We start from the raw sequence: 15,239 nt of genomic DNA, 5'->3' as shown, positions 1-15,239 counted from the left end.
GAAACATGATTAAATTTCTTATTCTTATTCTGCTCGCATTCATCGTGTTTCCAATCGTCATATTAGTCTTGAAAGTAGATATAAAAACTAAGCTAATGTTTCTTGTTGGTGGTTTCGTCATAGCGCTATTTGGCTTATTGGCACAATCAACGCTTAGTCTCTATTATTCTGTATTAATTATGCTAGGTTTACTGTTTGCAGGATCGGTTGTGTTAACAAAACGATTAGAGAATGAAAAATTGAAAGACGAAGAGTTACATTTATATGTGCCCAAAACTATTAAAGAAGCAATAGAAAAACCTTCGGAAGCATATGTTGCAGCAACTTTACCAACACCGAATGGTCAATCTGGAACTGATTCTCAAGTTGAAGACTGGTTAAAACCTGCGAAAAAGGAGGACCAATAAATGAACAATAAATTATTTGGTACGACTTTTGCAGCTCTTCTTGGCTCAACTGTTTTATTTTTTGGTGTAACTCAAGCGGGAACATATGTCATTAATGAATTGGTCTTCTCTTCAGAAGAATTTGGGGAACAAACTTACATAGGTCCATATGATGTTTCAAATTTGCCTGAAAACAAAGCTGCTGTAACCGTGCAGACAGGTGTTAAAGGTTGGTTCGATCAAGCGATTGTTCAAATAAAATTGCAAGACGCAGTTGTTCCTTTCCCGTTGGAAGCTGTTCAATTCAATACGGATCAAACGTTGACAGACGCTCAAGATGGTGCGAAAAATGAACTACAATTTGATGTGACGGAAGAATCCGTAGGTACATTCCTGAATCAACAATTTTCTCCTATGGTTTTCAATGATGAACAAATTTCTACTGTCACTAAGACAATTCGTGAACAACTTGCTGCTGGACTTAAAAATCAAACCATCGATATCACAAGCACGTTATTGACAAGTTCAACTGTCGAGACGGCTGTGACTAATGTGACGTTCAACAATATTGAATCGTCAGCAGGTATTCGTAATTTAATGACTGCGCTCAATGGATACACAATCAATCCAAAGTCTACTTTTTCAATGCTGGAATTTATCGAAATGAATGATTTAGGGATTTTAACGGAACAAGATTTAACGACTGTCGCATCAATTCTATATGCCTCAGTTCTGCAAACGAATTTCGGGGTGGATGAACGTAGTATTGGGCCTATTATCCCTACCGTCGTGCCACTTGGTTTTGAAGCCTCTATCAACCGCGAACTTGGAGTTGACTTTGTATTTACAAACCCAAACGCAACTGGCTTTACAATTAATCTTAATGGAGTAGGGACAGGTCTGAATGCGAGCCTTACAGGATTTCCTTTTGTTTATCAATATGAAACGACAATCAGTGACAAACAAGAATTCCTACCGAAAACTATTAAACAATTCAGCTCATTCGTTGAACCAAATACGGTTCGTGTAAAAACGCAAGGTGAAAATGGTGTGCAAGTTGCAGTACTTAAAAACATAAGTTCAGGTTCTGCCATAATTGAAACGAAAGAAGTTTCGATGGATTTTTATCCACCTGTTCATAAAGTAGAAATTCATCCGTTGACAGTCACGGCATCTGAAGCTAGCCCAGGAGATGGTACATCGACCGATGGGTCTGGGATTCCTTCCGATGGATCAACGGGTACATCAGGTAATTCTGGTACGACGGCAGGTGGTTCAATACCTTCTACAGGAGCTGGAACAGGCACTGGCACAAGTAGTGGAGGAACAGGGACAACGGGAGATGGATCTTCGACAGGTAGTTCACCAGATACTAATAATGGGTCTTCTACTGGTTCTGGAAGCGAAGATGATTCTGAACCACAATACGACAAAGGTGGAAATATCATTCCACCAAGCAAGTAATAGGGGGCGTGCAACTTGATTCGAAAAAGACTGGGTGACTTACTAGTTGAAAATGGTTTGATCACAGAAGACCAATTAACGAATGTGTTGCAAAAAAAACCACGTGAAGAGAAACTTGGGGACGCACTTTTGCAACAAGGAATTATCACCGAACAACAATTGCTCGAAGTACTTGAAATTCAACTAGGTATTCCGCAGGTTCAGCTATATCACTACCCATTTGAAGCAAAGTTATTTAATATGATTCCGAAAGACGTGGCCAAACGCAGTTTGATCGTCCCTCTGAAAGTAGAAGGAGACAAATTATATGTAGCCATGAAAGACCCGATGGATTTCATTACGATGGATGATTTGCGTCTCATTACCGGATTTCAGATCATACCTGCGATTGCATCTAAGGAAGATATATTAAAAACCATCAATAAATATTACGAAGAAGAATCGTTTGACGATTTCCTAATAGATCAAGCTTCTGCCGTTGATAAACAGGAAGAACTGTTGGATATCGATGCACCAGTTGTAAGAATCGTAAATCAAATTTTATCTGCTGCCGTTACTCAAAAAGCGAGTGATATTCATTTCGATCCTCAAGAAACAAGATTATTGGTTCGTTTCCGAATAGACGGAGTATTACATGACGAACGGACACTTCCGAAGTTAATGCAAGGCATGGTCACCGCACGTGTAAAAATCATGTCAAAACTCGATATTACCGAGCATAGAGTGCCTCAAGATGGTCGTATCAAAACCAATGTGGATTTCCGTCCAATCGATTTACGTGTCTCTACATTACCAACGGTTTATGGTGAGAAAATTGTTATGCGTATTTTGGATTTATCCAACAATCTTACCGATATTTCCAAACTTGGTTTCAATGAAAAGAATTATGAACGATTCATGAAAGAAATTGCCAAACCAAATGGGATTGTCCTGATTTCAGGGCCAACAGGTTCTGGTAAGTCCTCCACTTTATATGCAGCGCTCAGCTACTTGAATGATGAAGAAGTGAACATCATTACGGTAGAAGATCCGGTTGAGTATCAACTCGAAGGAATCAATCAGATTCAAGTAAACTCGAATGTCGGTTTAACGTTTGCGGCTGGTCTTCGTTCGATTCTTCGACAAGATCCAGATATCGTCATGGTTGGTGAAATTCGAGACAAAGAAACCGTCGAGATTGCAATACGAGCTTCTTTAACTGGTCACTTAGTATTAAGTACAATACATACAAATGACTCAATCGCTTCCGTCACACGCTTGATGGATATGGGTGTGGAACCGTTTTTAGTAACAAGTTCGGTTAATGCTGTTGTAGCACAACGTCTTGTGCGTCGAGTTTGTCGTGATTGTGCAGAAAAACAAGAGCCGACGATTCGTGAAATTGATATTTTCCAGAAACGTGGACTCGATATCCAAACCGTTTCACGAGGAAAAGGATGTCCATCGTGTGGTATGACGGGCTACCGTGGTCGGATGGCCATTCATGAAGTGTTAATCGTTGACGATAAAATCAAAAATGTCATCAACTGTGGTGGTACTGCAGCGGAAATTCGCGAAATTGCCCAAGCTAACGACACGATCTTCTTAATTGACGACGGACTAATGAAAGTAAGAGAAGGCAAAACGACAACGGAAGAAATTCTGCGTGTTGCCCTCCAAGATTAGGTGAGAAAATGAGAGAATCAGTAGATATTTTATTGACAAATGCGTTTCAACAAAAAGCATCGGATATTCATATAACCGTTGGCGTACCTCCTGTATTTCGTGTACAAGGGGAACTTGTAAAGTTCGGATCCACGCCTATCACTCCGGAAATGTCTAGGGAAATGGCGAAAGCAATTACCCCTGATAAATTATGGGATACATTTCTTGAACTAGGCGAATTGGATTACTCACACGTAGTTGAAAATGTAGCACGTTTTCGTGTAAATGCCTTCCATCAAAAAGGAAAAATATCCATTGCTTTCCGAACTATTCCGCAAATTATTCCAACAGTAGAGCAATTACAAATGCCGAACACGTTGAAGAAATTAGCTGAAACAAAGCAAGGACTTATTTTAGTGACAGGTCCAACCGGGTCGGGGAAATCCACGACATTAGCTTCGATGATCAAACATATGAACACGGATATGAACTTGCATATCATCACACTGGAAGATCCGATTGAATATATGCACGAGCATGGGACAAGCATTATCGATCAGCGAGAAGTCGGTTTCGATACAAAATCATTCTCAAATGGTCTACGCGCAGCATTGCGTCAAGATCCAGACGTTATTCTCGTTGGGGAAATGCGTGACTTGGAAACAATCAGTATTGCAATAACGGCTGCTGAAACTGGTCACTTAGTTTTAGGTACTTTACATACATCCAGTGCCGCATCCACGATTGAACGTATTATTGACGTGTTTTCGCCCGAACAACAAGCACAAGTTCGTACGCAGCTTGGTGGCGTGTTGAAAGCTGTCATTAGTCAACGATTGATTAAAACTGCAGATGGTAAAGGTCGTCGAGCGGCAACTGAAATTTTAATTACGAATCCAGCCATTTCGAACTTAATTCGCACGGCGAAAGTTCATCAAATTCCGAACGTTATTCTAACAAATCGTGCTGCTGGTATGCACATGATGGCAACTTCCGTAAAAGAATTGGTAGAGTCGGGTCAAATTACACAAGAAGCGGCACAACCGTATCTTGAAGGGGACGAGCATTAATGGCACGCTTTCAATATATAGGTCGTGACCGTAAAGCCGTCCGAAAAGGAATTGTCCAAGCTGCCAACCAACGAGAAGCGATCATGAAACTTAGAGATGACGGCATCCGAATCACTGAAATAAAACAAATGGCAGAAACGACTCTACAAAAAGATATCGTCATAGGAAATCCCGTCAAACGTGAACAATTCATTATGTTTCTTCGTCAATTCGCCACATTGATGCGCGCAGGTGTAACGATTGTTGATTCTGTTGGCATTCTATCTCAACAAGTAGAGTCAAAAGCTTTACGTCGTGCATTGGTTGAAATTGCTGATGAATTAAAAAGCGGTAAATCGCTGTCTGAAGCGGCTAGAAAATTCCCAAGAATATTCGAACCTTTAGTAATCAATTTATTGCAAGCTGGTGAATTAACGGGGTCGATTGATGAATCCTTGGATCGGTTAGCTACGCATTTTGAAAAAGCATATGCGACCCGTCAAAAAGTAGTTTCCGCAATGACCTATCCGGTTATTGTTGCGGTTTTGGCAATAGGTGTTGTCATCTTTTTGTTAACGTCTATCGTTCCAATGTTCGTTGATATGTTTAGTGATTTTGGAGGGGAATTACCTCTCATCACTAGATTTGTTATGGGCGCGAGTGATTTTGTACAAAATTATTGGTATGTATTGATTGCTATTGTTGTGATATTCGCAAGTGGATTATGGCTTGTGCGAAGAGATGAAAAGGGGCGTTATATGCTCGACTCTCTATTATTGCGTATGCCAATTTTCGGTAACATCTTGAAAAAAGCCGCCCTGGCGCGAATGACCAGAACATTGAGTTCGCTATATTCTAGTTCAGTTCCTATTTTGACTGCACTAACTATGGTTGAACGAGTAGTAGGTAACGAAGTGATTGGGAAAGTGATTATTAAATCTCGTGATGGACTTGAAAGAGGAGAATCGATGACGGGACCGATGATGGGCCATTGGGCTTTTCCACCGTTAATTCCCCATATGATTTCAATTGGAGAACAAACCGGGGCTCTTGATCACATGTTAGAGCGGGTAGCGGAATTCTATGAAAAAGAAGTCGACGCGGAAACCGACAAGCTAAAAGCGATGATTGAACCTTTAATGATTGTTTTATTAGCGGGACTTGTTGGTACTATTGTTTTGGCAATCTTATTGCCTATGTTTGGACTTTTTGAGAATGTGGACAATATGTAAAAAGTTAAAATTAATATATTAAAAATGAGTAGAAAGTCTATTTTTCTATATATTTCGACATATAAAGGTGCTATTATAAAATGGTACTGGTATAAGTACCATTTAATAGAAAAAAGGGAGGCTTACAGAATGAGAAAATTCATTCAAAACAAATTAAAAGAACAAAAAGGTTTAACATTAATTGAGCTTCTAGCAGTAATCGTTATTTTGGCGATTATTGCGGCAATTGCTATTCCGGCAATTGGGAATGTTATTCAGAATAGTAGAAATGGTGCTGTAAAATCTGATTATCAAAATGCATTAGCAGCTGCAAATGTTTACTTCACTGAAAATAACAGTCCTAATGGAACAATTGTTTATGTTGGTACATTGGCTGGGAAGGCTATGACTACTCCTGCCATCGCAGCTCCTTCAACTTCATATTTAGAAGATCAAGGTAAGTTATTAGATAATGTTGTTATTGAAAAGGTACAAGGTGGAAACAGAATCTCCGGTTCTGCAGATTTGGATGGCGATGGTACAAATCCTGAATATACAATAGCAACAACTTTTAAAGGACTAACTAATACTCAAATTAGTAAAATTTCTAATTCTAGTTTTATTGGAACTAAAACAGCAACACAATAATATCATGGAGCTGATTCTATGAATTTCACACCTTCGTTCCTAAACAAACGCTCACGCGTGGCGACGGTTACAATTGAAGAAGATGCGATCCGAATGGTGGAAGTGAAGTCAACGACTCCTTTGCATGTAGTATGTGCAGAGGAGCGTTCTTTGCCTTCCGGCGTTGTGACGGATGGCAAAATTGTGGACGCGGATACGCTGATGTCGATTTTAGGCGAGGCCGTGGAAGAATGGAAACTTTCCCGCAAATCTGTTCGGTTCTTAGCACCTGACGAATATGTGATCATCCGCAAACTCTCATATCCTCCCGACGTTCGAAGGGATGAGTTGAAAGGCCACTTCTTTATTGAAATTGGTTCGACGCTTTATTTACCGTTCGAAGACCCCGTTTTCGATGTAGTCCCTTATACTGCATCAACTGACACGAAAGAAGCGATATTAATTGCTTCAAAAGAAAGCATTTTAAATACATATGAAGACGTTTTTGAAGAAGTTAAAATGAAACCCATTGTAGCTGATATTGGACCACTCGCTCTATATCGTTTGGCATATTCTCAAAACCCCTACACTGGTGAAGAACATATTCTGCTATTGGATATCAAAAACGAAAATTATACTGTATCGATTTTCCATCAACATTTCCCTCTATTTATGCGTCCAGTAGAAGTCGCGGAGCCTGATGATTCGAATTTCTTTAGTGGTGCACAAACATCTAAAATGGATTCGCTCATTTCTGAAATCGAAAAGCTCATCAATTTCTATCGCTACAATATGAACCAAGGAAATGAAGGGATCACCCATATTTTGCTTAACGGTGAAATGGTTGGTTGGGAAGAGTTGTTGCGGAAAATGGAAAACCGTTTTGATGTTCTTACTTCGACAGTAGTTCGTGAAACGATTTATTTAGAAGATGGAAAAGCCATCCCGATACGCTTTAATCGAGCACTCGGTCTTGCGTTGAAAGAGGTGTAAAGATGTTAGTCGATATTAATTTACTGTCCGAAAAAGAACGGGACCGTCCTGCCTTTATCGTGGCTGGCATCTTACTTATTTTCATCGGATTGGTCGTAGGGCTTGTCTTATATTTCCTAGGAAATTCTTATGAGAACAAACAACAAGTTTTTATAGCCCAAAGCCAAAAAGTTGCTAGTCAGCAAGCTGTCATACAAGAACAGATGCTGACGACGGAAGCACTGAATGATATTCAAAAGCTCCAAAAAACTGTTGATTGGGCAGAAGCATATCAATACGATACGTTACCGTTAATTCGAGAACTTACTTCACTTCTTCCTGAACGTGGCTTTTTCATGAACTTTTCATTCACATCTCCAAGTGAAGCTCTGATCGATGTTCAGTTTGATACATCCCGTGAAGCTGCATTTTATTTAACTCAGTTAAAATCGTCAGACTTGATCACAGCTGTGACATTATCGACTCTTACATATCAACCGTTGGAAGAGGGAGCGGACGCAGAAGCTGATGGTACTGCAACAACAGTTGAGCCGGTTGAACCGGTTATGCCACGTTATTTGGCTTCCTACTCAATTACTTTCTTAGATACTAGGATGCCAGCAGAAGGAACTGCGGTTCCAGTTGATCCAAATGCACCTCCTGTGGAAGGGGAAACTCCAACAGAAGGCGAAGCACCTGTGGAAGAACAGCCAACTGGAACTCCTGCAACGGAAACACAGCCTCCTGCAGATGATGCACAAGGAGATGATCCCAATGAGTAGTCTGACCCGTAAACAAAAAGAAATCGGCTTGATTGTATTATCCAGTTTATTTTGTATCGCAATTATTGCCTATTCATATTTCACTTTCTTTTCTCCTAATAAGGAAAGTTTAGCTGTTGCTGAAACGACGCTAACAACAGATCGTCAAGTATTGTTTGCATTGGAACAACAACTTGCGGATCAGCCAGAAATTCCAGTCGCCAGTTCGCTTGAATTGCAAAAGAAAGTGCCTGTTGATTCATTAACTGAACTTGTGTTACTGCAAATTGAGAAGGCGGAAGTGGTCTCGCAATCATTAGTCCAATCTGTAGGCTTTACAGAAGGACCATTTGTCATTGAAGCTCCTCCGGAAGGGGTAGAAACACTTCAAGAATTACTTGTGAGTTTGTCGATTGAAACTCCTACTTATACCACGTTAGAGTCTTTCATTGCCGAACTTGAACGATTGGATCGGATTTTAATCATTGACTCCATTCAGTTTAGCTCTTTAGGTGAAGTGACAACGGCTGATCAAGAAGATGAGAAACTGCAATTGAACCTAACATTCTCGGCATTTTACCGACCTGACCTAACCGAGCTTCTCGAAGAAAGTCCGAAAGTCGATACGCCAGCACCTGCAGATAAAGTGAATCCGCTTCCTGCGAACAATGGCATTGACACAGGTGAAGTAGTTGTAACAAGTGAAACTGAAACGACAAGCATTGAAGGACAAACTACTGAAAATGACGCTGAGGAAGAAACGACAACCGAGTCAAACTCTGTAACCAGTAACTTTGAAACTCAAACCTACACGGTTCAACCTGGTGATACTTTATACTCCATTTCGATAAAATACTACGGTGATCGTTTTGGCGAAGAGTTAATCAAACAAGCAAATGGACTAAAGACAGATAAAGTATTGGCAAATTCTACACTTATCATTCCAAAATAACCTGACAAAACTGGAGAGCGTACGTTGCCTCCAGTTTTTGTTTGATTGAGAGGCATTTATGGTCATTTTATATACAACTTTATTTTTCATATACGGACTTATATTTGGTTCATTTTTCAATGTCGTTGGATTGCGTGTGCCTAAAAATGAATCAATCGTCTCGCCACCTTCACACTGCACGATATGTGATCGACGCTTGACGATTAAAGATTTGGTACCGGTATTTTCATATGTATTCCTAAAAGGAAAATGCCGTGGTTGTGGCACGAAAATCAGTTGGATTTATCCAGTGATGGAATTAGTAACGGGGTTATTGTTTGCTTTCGCGTTCTATAAACTCGGTTTCTCAATGGAATTAATCGTAGCAATCTTGTTTATTTCCATGCTTGTAATCATCACGGTTTCGGATTTTGCTTATATGCTCATTCCAGATAAGGTTCTCTTATTTTTTAGCGTACTATTAATTGTTGCAAGATTCTTATCGCCACTTGAGCCTTGGTGGGACAGTATCATTGGGGCGGCAGGAGGGTTCGGGATCTTGTTGCTGATTGCCATATTGTCGAAAGGCGGCATGGGTGGAGGTGACATCAAATTGTTTGCTGTGATCGGTCTCGTTCTTGGGATGTTGCCGACACTGTTAACATTATTCTTGGCTGCTTTTATCGGCGCCATCGTTGGAGTCATTCATTTACGTCGTTCAAAACAAGGACGAAAAACGCCAGTGCCTTTTGGACCGTCCATTGCACTCGCTGCAATCATTGTCTATTTTTATGGCCAGGAAATACTCGACTGGTATATGAATTTGTTATTTTAACTCGAAAACTTTTTTGGACAAGCCGACACCGGTCTTGTCTTTTTTTATTGCCCACATGGTAGCTTTAAAGAAAAACGGGGTGATCAAGTGCGTTTTTCAAAAACATTCTCAAAGTTTTCATACACATTGGCAATCATACATGGTTTTCTTATCGGGGCTGTTTCGATTGGCATATTCGCGATTTTTATTCAGTGGCAAGACATTTCAACTACAGCTGAAACGCCAGTGACACCTGCAACGACTGAGAAGCCTGACAAAGTGGAAGTGACGGCACCGGCAGATGTAACGACACCGACTCAATTTTATGCGAAGCAACACGGTGTATTTACTTCAGCAGATGGTGCCACTGCATTGCTTCAGTCGAACCCAGCCATGAAATCTGCAGCCATTGTCATTACGGACGGCAAATATTATGTATGGTCTGCCGCGAGCACTGTGGAAAGTGAAGTGAAAGTGGAGGGAAGCACTGAATCATTCGTAAAACCGTTCAAGATCAATTCATCCGCTTGTACCGAACAGTCGATGCAAAAATTTCCCGTTTTTCTGGCAAATCAAGACCCGGCAAAATTTAATTTTGCGGGCACTGAAAATGAAGGGGCAAAACCGAAGGACTGGGATTCCAATATCACTGCTATATCAACCCTTTCGAAGGATTTTAATGTCATTCGGGTTCAATTGTTATCACATTATTTCGCACAAAATGACTGCTTGAAAATTGAATTATCGCCGTCTTAAAATGGTTAAAATGAAATTATTGCCCTTTCGACACATTTTTCAACTATGGCTTCGTTCTGTATGATGTCAAAAAGGAGCTGATTTCATTGGAATTTAAAACGACAAAACCGCTTATTTTAGCATCTGCTTCACCAAGGAGAAAAGAACTGCTCTCACTGATTGGCGTACCATTCGAAGTGAAAACGATGGAAGTGGACGAGAACGCCATTTACGGAGGATCGCCATCTGAACTCGTTTGCAATATTGCCATGGAGAAAGGCTTGTCCGTCGCTGAACGTAATCAACACGCCATCGTCATCAGTGCCGATACCATGGTTTTTATTGATGATGAGCCCCTTGGAAAACCTGAGAGTGCAGAAATGGCAAAACTATATTTACGCCGATTGTCCGGTCGAACACATACTGTGATTACCGGAGTGGCTATTTATTTCGAAGATATTTGCAGTGTGTTTTTCGAAAAGACGAAAGTCACTTTTTATCGACTGTCGGACGAATGGATCGACAGTTATGTAGCGAGTGGGGATTGTTTTGACAAAGCAGGAGGTTACGGAATCCAAACTGTCGGTGCTTTGATGGTGGAACATATTAATGGTGATTACAATAATGTAGTGGGCTTGCCGGTGGCGGAACTGTATCGCGAACTGAAAAACCTACAGTTGATTGATTTGAAATCAGCGGGAGCGCGCCATGATCACTGAAATGAAACCATCATTAATGATTCGTGATGTCCATGCCTCTGACCGTCCACGTGAACGATTGATGAACCAAGGTGCCGCTGCACTGTCCAATCAAGAACTGATTGCTATTTTACTTAGAACGGGCACGAAGCAGGAATCCGTCCTGCATCTAGCGAATCGGGTATTGACGTTTTTTGAGCAATTGCATGAGTTGAAAAATGCCACAATCGAAGAAATCATGTCTGTAAAAGGTATCGGTGAAGCAAAGGCAGTTCAGTTACTTGCAGCGGTCGAACTTGGAAGAAGGCTTGCGCAACAGCAAACAGATGGAAAGTTTACGGTACGTTCACCAAAAGACGCTGCTACATTTTTAATGGCGGATATGACATCTCTTAAACAAGAAAATTTTGTCGTGCTTTTCATGAATGTCAAGAATCAAGTGTTACATAAACAAACCATTTTCATTGGCAGTCTGAATGCGAGTATTGTACACCCAAGGGAAATTTTTAGGGAAGCCGTAAAACGTTCGGCTGCCGCGATTATTTGTGCGCATAACCATCCTTCCGGAAACCCGTCACCTTCACCGGAAGACATTGAAGTGACCAAGCGAATTCAGGAAGCTGGACACATAATGGGGATTGAATTACTCGACCATGTGATTATCGGGGACCATCAATTTATCAGTTTGAAAGAAAAGGGTTACATGTGACACTGTGATTTTCTCTTTTTATCCGTTATAATCAAAGTTATGGTTTAAACTAAGCTAAGATTAACTGGCTAAGGATAGAAAGGAAGAACATAACGTGTTTGGATTTGGAGCAAAAGATGTCGGGATTGACCTTGGCACAGCAAATACTTTGGTATTTATTAAAGGAAAAGGGATCGTTTTACGCGAACCTTCAGTAGTCGCTAGAAATACGAATAATGGTGACATCGTTGCAGTCGGTAACGATGCTAAAAATATGATTGGTCGTACACCAGGTTCGATCGTGGCGATTCGCCCGATGAAAGATGGCGTAATTGCGGACTTCGATATTACAACATCAATGATTCAATATTATTTAAAAGAAGCAATGAAAGCTTCAGGCGGTTCATGGAAAAAGCCGAATGTCATGATTTGTGTTCCTTACGGGATTACTTCAGTAGAACGTCGCGCAGTTATTGATGCAGCTCGTCAAGCAGGCGCACGTGATGCAGTGACAATCGAAGAACCATTTGCAGCGGCAATCGGTTCGAACTTGCCAGTTTGGGAACCAACAGGCAGTATGGTCGTTGATATCGGTGGTGGTACAACTGAAGTCGCAGTTATTTCCCTTGGTGGGATTGTAACAAGCGAATCAGTTCGTGTTGCTGGAGACGCAATGGATCATGCAATTACAAGTTACATCCGTAAAATGTACAACTTAACGATTGGTGAACGTACGGCTGAAGCAATCAAAATGGAAATCGGTTCAGCTAGAGTAATAGATAACGTTGAAAAAATGGAAATCCGTGGACGCGATTTAGTGACAGGTCTTCCAAAAACAATCGAAATTTCTTCTGAAGAAATTGCAGAAGCACTTCGTGAGTCAATCGCAGCGATTATTGACGGCGTGAAAAAAACATTAGAACAAACTCCTCCAGAATTATCTGCAGACGTAATGGAACGCGGAATTGTGTTAACTGGTGGTGGGGCTTTACTTAAAAACTTGGACAAAGTAATTAGTGATGAGACAAGCATGCCTGTCTTCATTGCAGAGAATCCATTGGATTGCGTCGCAATTGGTACTGGAATGGCGCTAGATCATATGAACACGATTCGCCAACATTCTAAACACTAAGGAGGACCGTTCCAATGCCACATTTTTTTTCGAATAAGCGTTTGATATTATTGCTTGTCGGGGTGATTTTTCTTGTGGCATTGATCAGCTTCTCTCTCAGAGATCGTGATAATGCGTCGTTACCTGAACAAATTATTAAAGATGTCGTTGGTTTTGGGCAATCGATTTTCTCAAAACCAACACAGTACATAACAGGTGTTTTCGATAATGTCGATGCTTTGTTAAATACTTACGATGAAAACAAACGATTGAAAGATCGTTTGGAAGAATTCGCGAAATTGCAAGCGGAAGTCAACGATTTGGCATCCGAGAATTCTAGGCTTCGAGACATCGTAGGCAAGCAGGACGATCTCAGGGAGTATGAACCGATTCAGGCAACTGTAATCGCAAGAAATCCTGATCAGTGGGAAGAAAAAGTAATTCTCGATAAAGGGGAAGTCCATGGAGTTAAAAAAAACATGGCCATCCTTACGGCACAAGGGTTGATTGGGAAAGTCGTTTTGACAACACCATTCACTTCAACCGTAGAACTTTTATCCACTCAAAATCCGAACTATCGTGTATCTGCAATGGTTACGGGTGACACAGAAGTATTCGGTTTAATAGAAGGGTACGATGATGAACGTAAAGAACTTATTTTAAAACGAATCGATTCCAATATTAAAATTGAAAAAGGTCAGAAAATCATGTCATCTGGACTAGGCGGGATTTTTCCTAAAGGGATTTTAATCGGGGAAATTACTGAAGTTTCGACAGACGATTTCGGGCTGACTAAAATGGCATACATCAAACCAGCGGCAGATTTTGCCTTGCTTGATCATGTCATGATTGCAAAACGAACGATGACAACAGTAGATGGTACAGACGGTGATAACAGTACGGCGGACGAAGATGAGGATGCCTCATGAAGCGAATGATCATTCCAGCCATTGCGGTCGTGCTGTTTTATCTTGAACCGGTGTTCGGATTGTTTTCTCCCCTCGATATCAGTGGGGAGTATCGTTTTTTAATCCCTCGTTTTCTCATCATGTATTTAATATTCATTTCCATCTACTATAGTCGCAATCGCGCGATGTTGTATGCATTACTTTTTGGGCTCTTGTATGATGTGTTCTTCATTGATATTATTGGATTGTATTCTTTTTTATATCCATTAATTTGTTTAATTGCTAGTTTTATTGTGAAATTCATTCATCAGCATCTGATCGTGACAACTACTTTGTCGCTAGTATTGGTTGCCGGTCTTGAATTCGCACTTTATCAATTCTTTTCATTGATCGGGTTAACGGATATTTCGCTTGCCGTATTTGTACGCGAACGGTTAATACCAACAATGATTGCAAATTCAATTTTCTTAGTGGTGCTCGGCTGGGCATTTAAATACGTAATCAATGCACGCTTGTTGCAGCGATTAAATCAGCCAAATTGATTCTACGCGTGAGGTGACGCATTTGACGACGAAAAAGCAACTAGTCTACATAAAAGGAACAAAAGACGGTCTAGTGCTTCGGCTTGATGATCAAAGCGCATATGCCGAACTGGTGGAAGAACTAAAACGCAAAGTATCGGACGAAGGCATTGATGGACAAGCAGAGGTATTGCTGCAACTCGGCAACCGCTATTGTTCAGAAGAGCAAACGAAAGAACTGATTGCGAGCGTGCACACGTCTCCGCATTTACGTGTTTCACGAGTGCAAAGTGACGTTATTTCAGTAGAAGAAAGCAACCGTCGCATATTAGAGCGTCAATCTGAAACATATGTTGGCATCGTTCGTTCTGGACAAGTTGTTCGGGCGGAAGGCGACTTAGTCGTTGTTGGAGATGTTAATCCGAACGGCAAAGTAATTGCTGGAGGAAATATTTTTGTTCTCGGCCGTTTAAAGGGAATTGCCCATGCGGGGGCGAATGGTAATAAAGAAGCAGTAATTGCTGCCTCTTGGTTGGAAGCAACCCATCTGATGATTCATGAAGCACTTGAAATTATGACCGATGAATTGACCATTCTTTCAGAACAACCAGAAATGGAATGCGCATATTTACATGCCAATGGCTTTATCGCCATTGATAGATTGCAAGATCTGCGGTTATTAAGACCGCAATTATCTACATTTAAAGGAGGAAGCTAAT

Annotated in this window: 17 protein-coding genes; all 17 read left to right on the top strand. The window is 40.8% G+C overall.

The annotated features are described in order from the left end of the window. The first annotated feature begins 5 nt into the window (after positions 1–5). The 17 genes from ACQKEV_RS10345 to minC all read left to right on the top strand — a co-directional run bounded on the left by ACQKEV_RS10345 (position 6) and on the right by minC (position 15,238). A complete protein-coding gene (locus ACQKEV_RS10345) occupies positions 6–407 on the top strand; it encodes a hypothetical protein (RefSeq protein WP_427445327.1) in 402 nt (133 codons plus the stop codon). Next, positions 408–1,850 carry a hypothetical protein gene (locus tag ACQKEV_RS10340; protein WP_427445329.1) on the top strand — a complete coding sequence of 481 codons (1,443 nt, stop codon included), beginning with the start codon at positions 408–410 and terminating at the stop codon, positions 1,848–1,850. It abuts the gene before it with no gap. Between the two features lie 15 nt (positions 1,851–1,865). Continuing rightward, complete coding sequence (locus tag ACQKEV_RS10335; RefSeq protein ID WP_427445331.1) at positions 1,866–3,515, top strand: GspE/PulE family protein; 1,650 nt, start codon at positions 1,866–1,868, stop codon at positions 3,513–3,515. Positions 3,516–3,523: 8 nt separating this feature from the next. Continuing rightward, positions 3,524–4,564: a type IV pilus twitching motility protein PilT gene (locus tag ACQKEV_RS10330; protein ID WP_427445333.1), complete on the top strand. Its 1,041-nt coding sequence runs from the start codon at positions 3,524–3,526 to the stop codon at positions 4,562–4,564. Beyond that, the gene (locus tag ACQKEV_RS10325) at positions 4,564–5,775 is read left to right on the top strand and encodes a type II secretion system F family protein (RefSeq protein ID WP_427445335.1); all 1,212 of its coding nucleotides are present in this window, start codon (positions 4,564–4,566) and stop codon (positions 5,773–5,775) included. The genes ACQKEV_RS10330 and ACQKEV_RS10325 overlap by 1 nt, the downstream gene beginning before the upstream one ends. 129 nt (positions 5,776–5,904) lie before the next feature. After that, the gene (locus ACQKEV_RS10320) at positions 5,905–6,402 is read left to right on the top strand and encodes a prepilin-type N-terminal cleavage/methylation domain-containing protein (RefSeq protein WP_427445337.1); all 498 of its coding nucleotides are present in this window, start codon (positions 5,905–5,907) and stop codon (positions 6,400–6,402) included. Between the two features lie 18 nt (positions 6,403–6,420). Continuing rightward, positions 6,421–7,374 carry a type IV pilus biogenesis protein PilM gene (gene pilM, locus ACQKEV_RS10315; RefSeq protein ID WP_427445338.1) on the top strand — a complete coding sequence of 318 codons (954 nt, stop codon included), beginning with the start codon at positions 6,421–6,423 and terminating at the stop codon, positions 7,372–7,374. A gap of 2 nt (positions 7,375–7,376) precedes the next feature. Beyond that, positions 7,377–8,135 (top strand): hypothetical protein, encoded by a 759-nt coding sequence (locus tag ACQKEV_RS10310; protein ID WP_427445340.1) that lies wholly within the window; start codon positions 7,377–7,379, stop codon positions 8,133–8,135. Further along, positions 8,128–9,066, top strand: coding sequence for a LysM peptidoglycan-binding domain-containing protein (locus ACQKEV_RS10305; RefSeq protein WP_427445341.1), 939 nt, complete (start codon positions 8,128–8,130; stop codon positions 9,064–9,066). Before ACQKEV_RS10310 ends, ACQKEV_RS10305 begins: the two co-directional genes overlap by 8 nt. Before the next feature lie 58 nt (positions 9,067–9,124). Then, positions 9,125–9,880 carry a prepilin peptidase gene (locus tag ACQKEV_RS10300; RefSeq protein WP_427445343.1) on the top strand — a complete coding sequence of 252 codons (756 nt, stop codon included), beginning with the start codon at positions 9,125–9,127 and terminating at the stop codon, positions 9,878–9,880. An 87-nt stretch (positions 9,881–9,967) separates the two neighbouring features. Further along, the gene (locus ACQKEV_RS10295) at positions 9,968–10,615 is read left to right on the top strand and encodes a hypothetical protein (protein ID WP_427445345.1); all 648 of its coding nucleotides are present in this window, start codon (positions 9,968–9,970) and stop codon (positions 10,613–10,615) included. An 86-nt stretch (positions 10,616–10,701) separates the two neighbouring features. Beyond that, positions 10,702–11,313 (top strand): Maf family protein, encoded by a 612-nt coding sequence (locus tag ACQKEV_RS10290; RefSeq protein WP_427445347.1) that lies wholly within the window; start codon positions 10,702–10,704, stop codon positions 11,311–11,313. After that, on the top strand, positions 11,303–12,001 hold the full coding sequence (radC, locus tag ACQKEV_RS10285; RefSeq protein WP_269925274.1) for a RadC family protein: 699 nt from the start codon (positions 11,303–11,305) through the stop codon (positions 11,999–12,001). The genes ACQKEV_RS10290 and radC overlap by 11 nt, the downstream gene beginning before the upstream one ends. Before the next feature lie 94 nt (positions 12,002–12,095). Next, positions 12,096–13,112, top strand: a complete 1,017-nt coding sequence (locus tag ACQKEV_RS10280) for a rod shape-determining protein (RefSeq protein ID WP_427445350.1) — start codon at positions 12,096–12,098, stop codon at positions 13,110–13,112. A gap of 14 nt (positions 13,113–13,126) precedes the next feature. Further along, positions 13,127–14,020 (top strand): rod shape-determining protein MreC, encoded by an 894-nt coding sequence (mreC, locus tag ACQKEV_RS10275; protein WP_427445353.1) that lies wholly within the window; start codon positions 13,127–13,129, stop codon positions 14,018–14,020. Beyond that, positions 14,017–14,541 carry a rod shape-determining protein MreD gene (mreD, locus tag ACQKEV_RS10270; RefSeq protein WP_427445355.1) on the top strand — a complete coding sequence of 175 codons (525 nt, stop codon included), beginning with the start codon at positions 14,017–14,019 and terminating at the stop codon, positions 14,539–14,541. The genes mreC and mreD overlap by 4 nt, the downstream gene beginning before the upstream one ends. Positions 14,542–14,563: 22 nt before the next feature. Further along, the gene (gene minC / locus ACQKEV_RS10265; protein WP_427445357.1) at positions 14,564–15,238 is read left to right on the top strand and encodes a septum site-determining protein MinC; all 675 of its coding nucleotides are present in this window, start codon (positions 14,564–14,566) and stop codon (positions 15,236–15,238) included. Position 15,239 lies beyond the last annotated feature (1 nt).

Origin of the sequence: Paenisporosarcina sp. NPDC076907 (assembly GCF_050269735.1) — a bacterium.
Classification (GTDB): Bacteria; Bacillota; Bacilli; order Bacillales_A; family Planococcaceae; genus Paenisporosarcina.
The sequence above is the reverse complement of the archived record's forward strand: the minus strand, read 5'-3'. Positions and strand labels throughout refer to the sequence as shown.

Bases quoted from the DNA above. Each gene is read 5' to 3' on its own strand.
- ACQKEV_RS10300 (WP_427445343.1), top strand. From the start codon at position 9,125: ATGGTCATTTTATATACAACTTTATTTTTCATATACGGACTTATATTT.
- ACQKEV_RS10325 (WP_427445335.1), top strand. From the start codon at position 4,564: ATGGCACGCTTTCAATATATAGGTCGTGACCGTAAAGCCGTCCGAAAA.
- ACQKEV_RS10330 (WP_427445333.1), top strand. From the start codon at position 3,524: ATGAGAGAATCAGTAGATATTTTATTGACAAATGCGTTTCAACAAAAA.
- ACQKEV_RS10320 (WP_427445337.1), top strand. From the start codon at position 5,905: ATGAGAAAATTCATTCAAAACAAATTAAAAGAACAAAAAGGTTTAACA.
- ACQKEV_RS10340 (WP_427445329.1), top strand. From the start codon at position 408: ATGAACAATAAATTATTTGGTACGACTTTTGCAGCTCTTCTTGGCTCA.
- ACQKEV_RS10345 (WP_427445327.1), top strand. From the start codon at position 6: ATGATTAAATTTCTTATTCTTATTCTGCTCGCATTCATCGTGTTTCCA.
- mreD (WP_427445355.1), top strand. From the start codon at position 14,017: ATGAAGCGAATGATCATTCCAGCCATTGCGGTCGTGCTGTTTTATCTT.
- pilM (WP_427445338.1), top strand. From the start codon at position 6,421: ATGAATTTCACACCTTCGTTCCTAAACAAACGCTCACGCGTGGCGACG.
- ACQKEV_RS10305 (WP_427445341.1), top strand. From the start codon at position 8,128: ATGAGTAGTCTGACCCGTAAACAAAAAGAAATCGGCTTGATTGTATTA.
- ACQKEV_RS10310 (WP_427445340.1), top strand. From the start codon at position 7,377: ATGTTAGTCGATATTAATTTACTGTCCGAAAAAGAACGGGACCGTCCT.
- radC (WP_269925274.1), top strand. From the start codon at position 11,303: ATGATCACTGAAATGAAACCATCATTAATGATTCGTGATGTCCATGCC.
- mreC (WP_427445353.1), top strand. From the start codon at position 13,127: ATGCCACATTTTTTTTCGAATAAGCGTTTGATATTATTGCTTGTCGGG.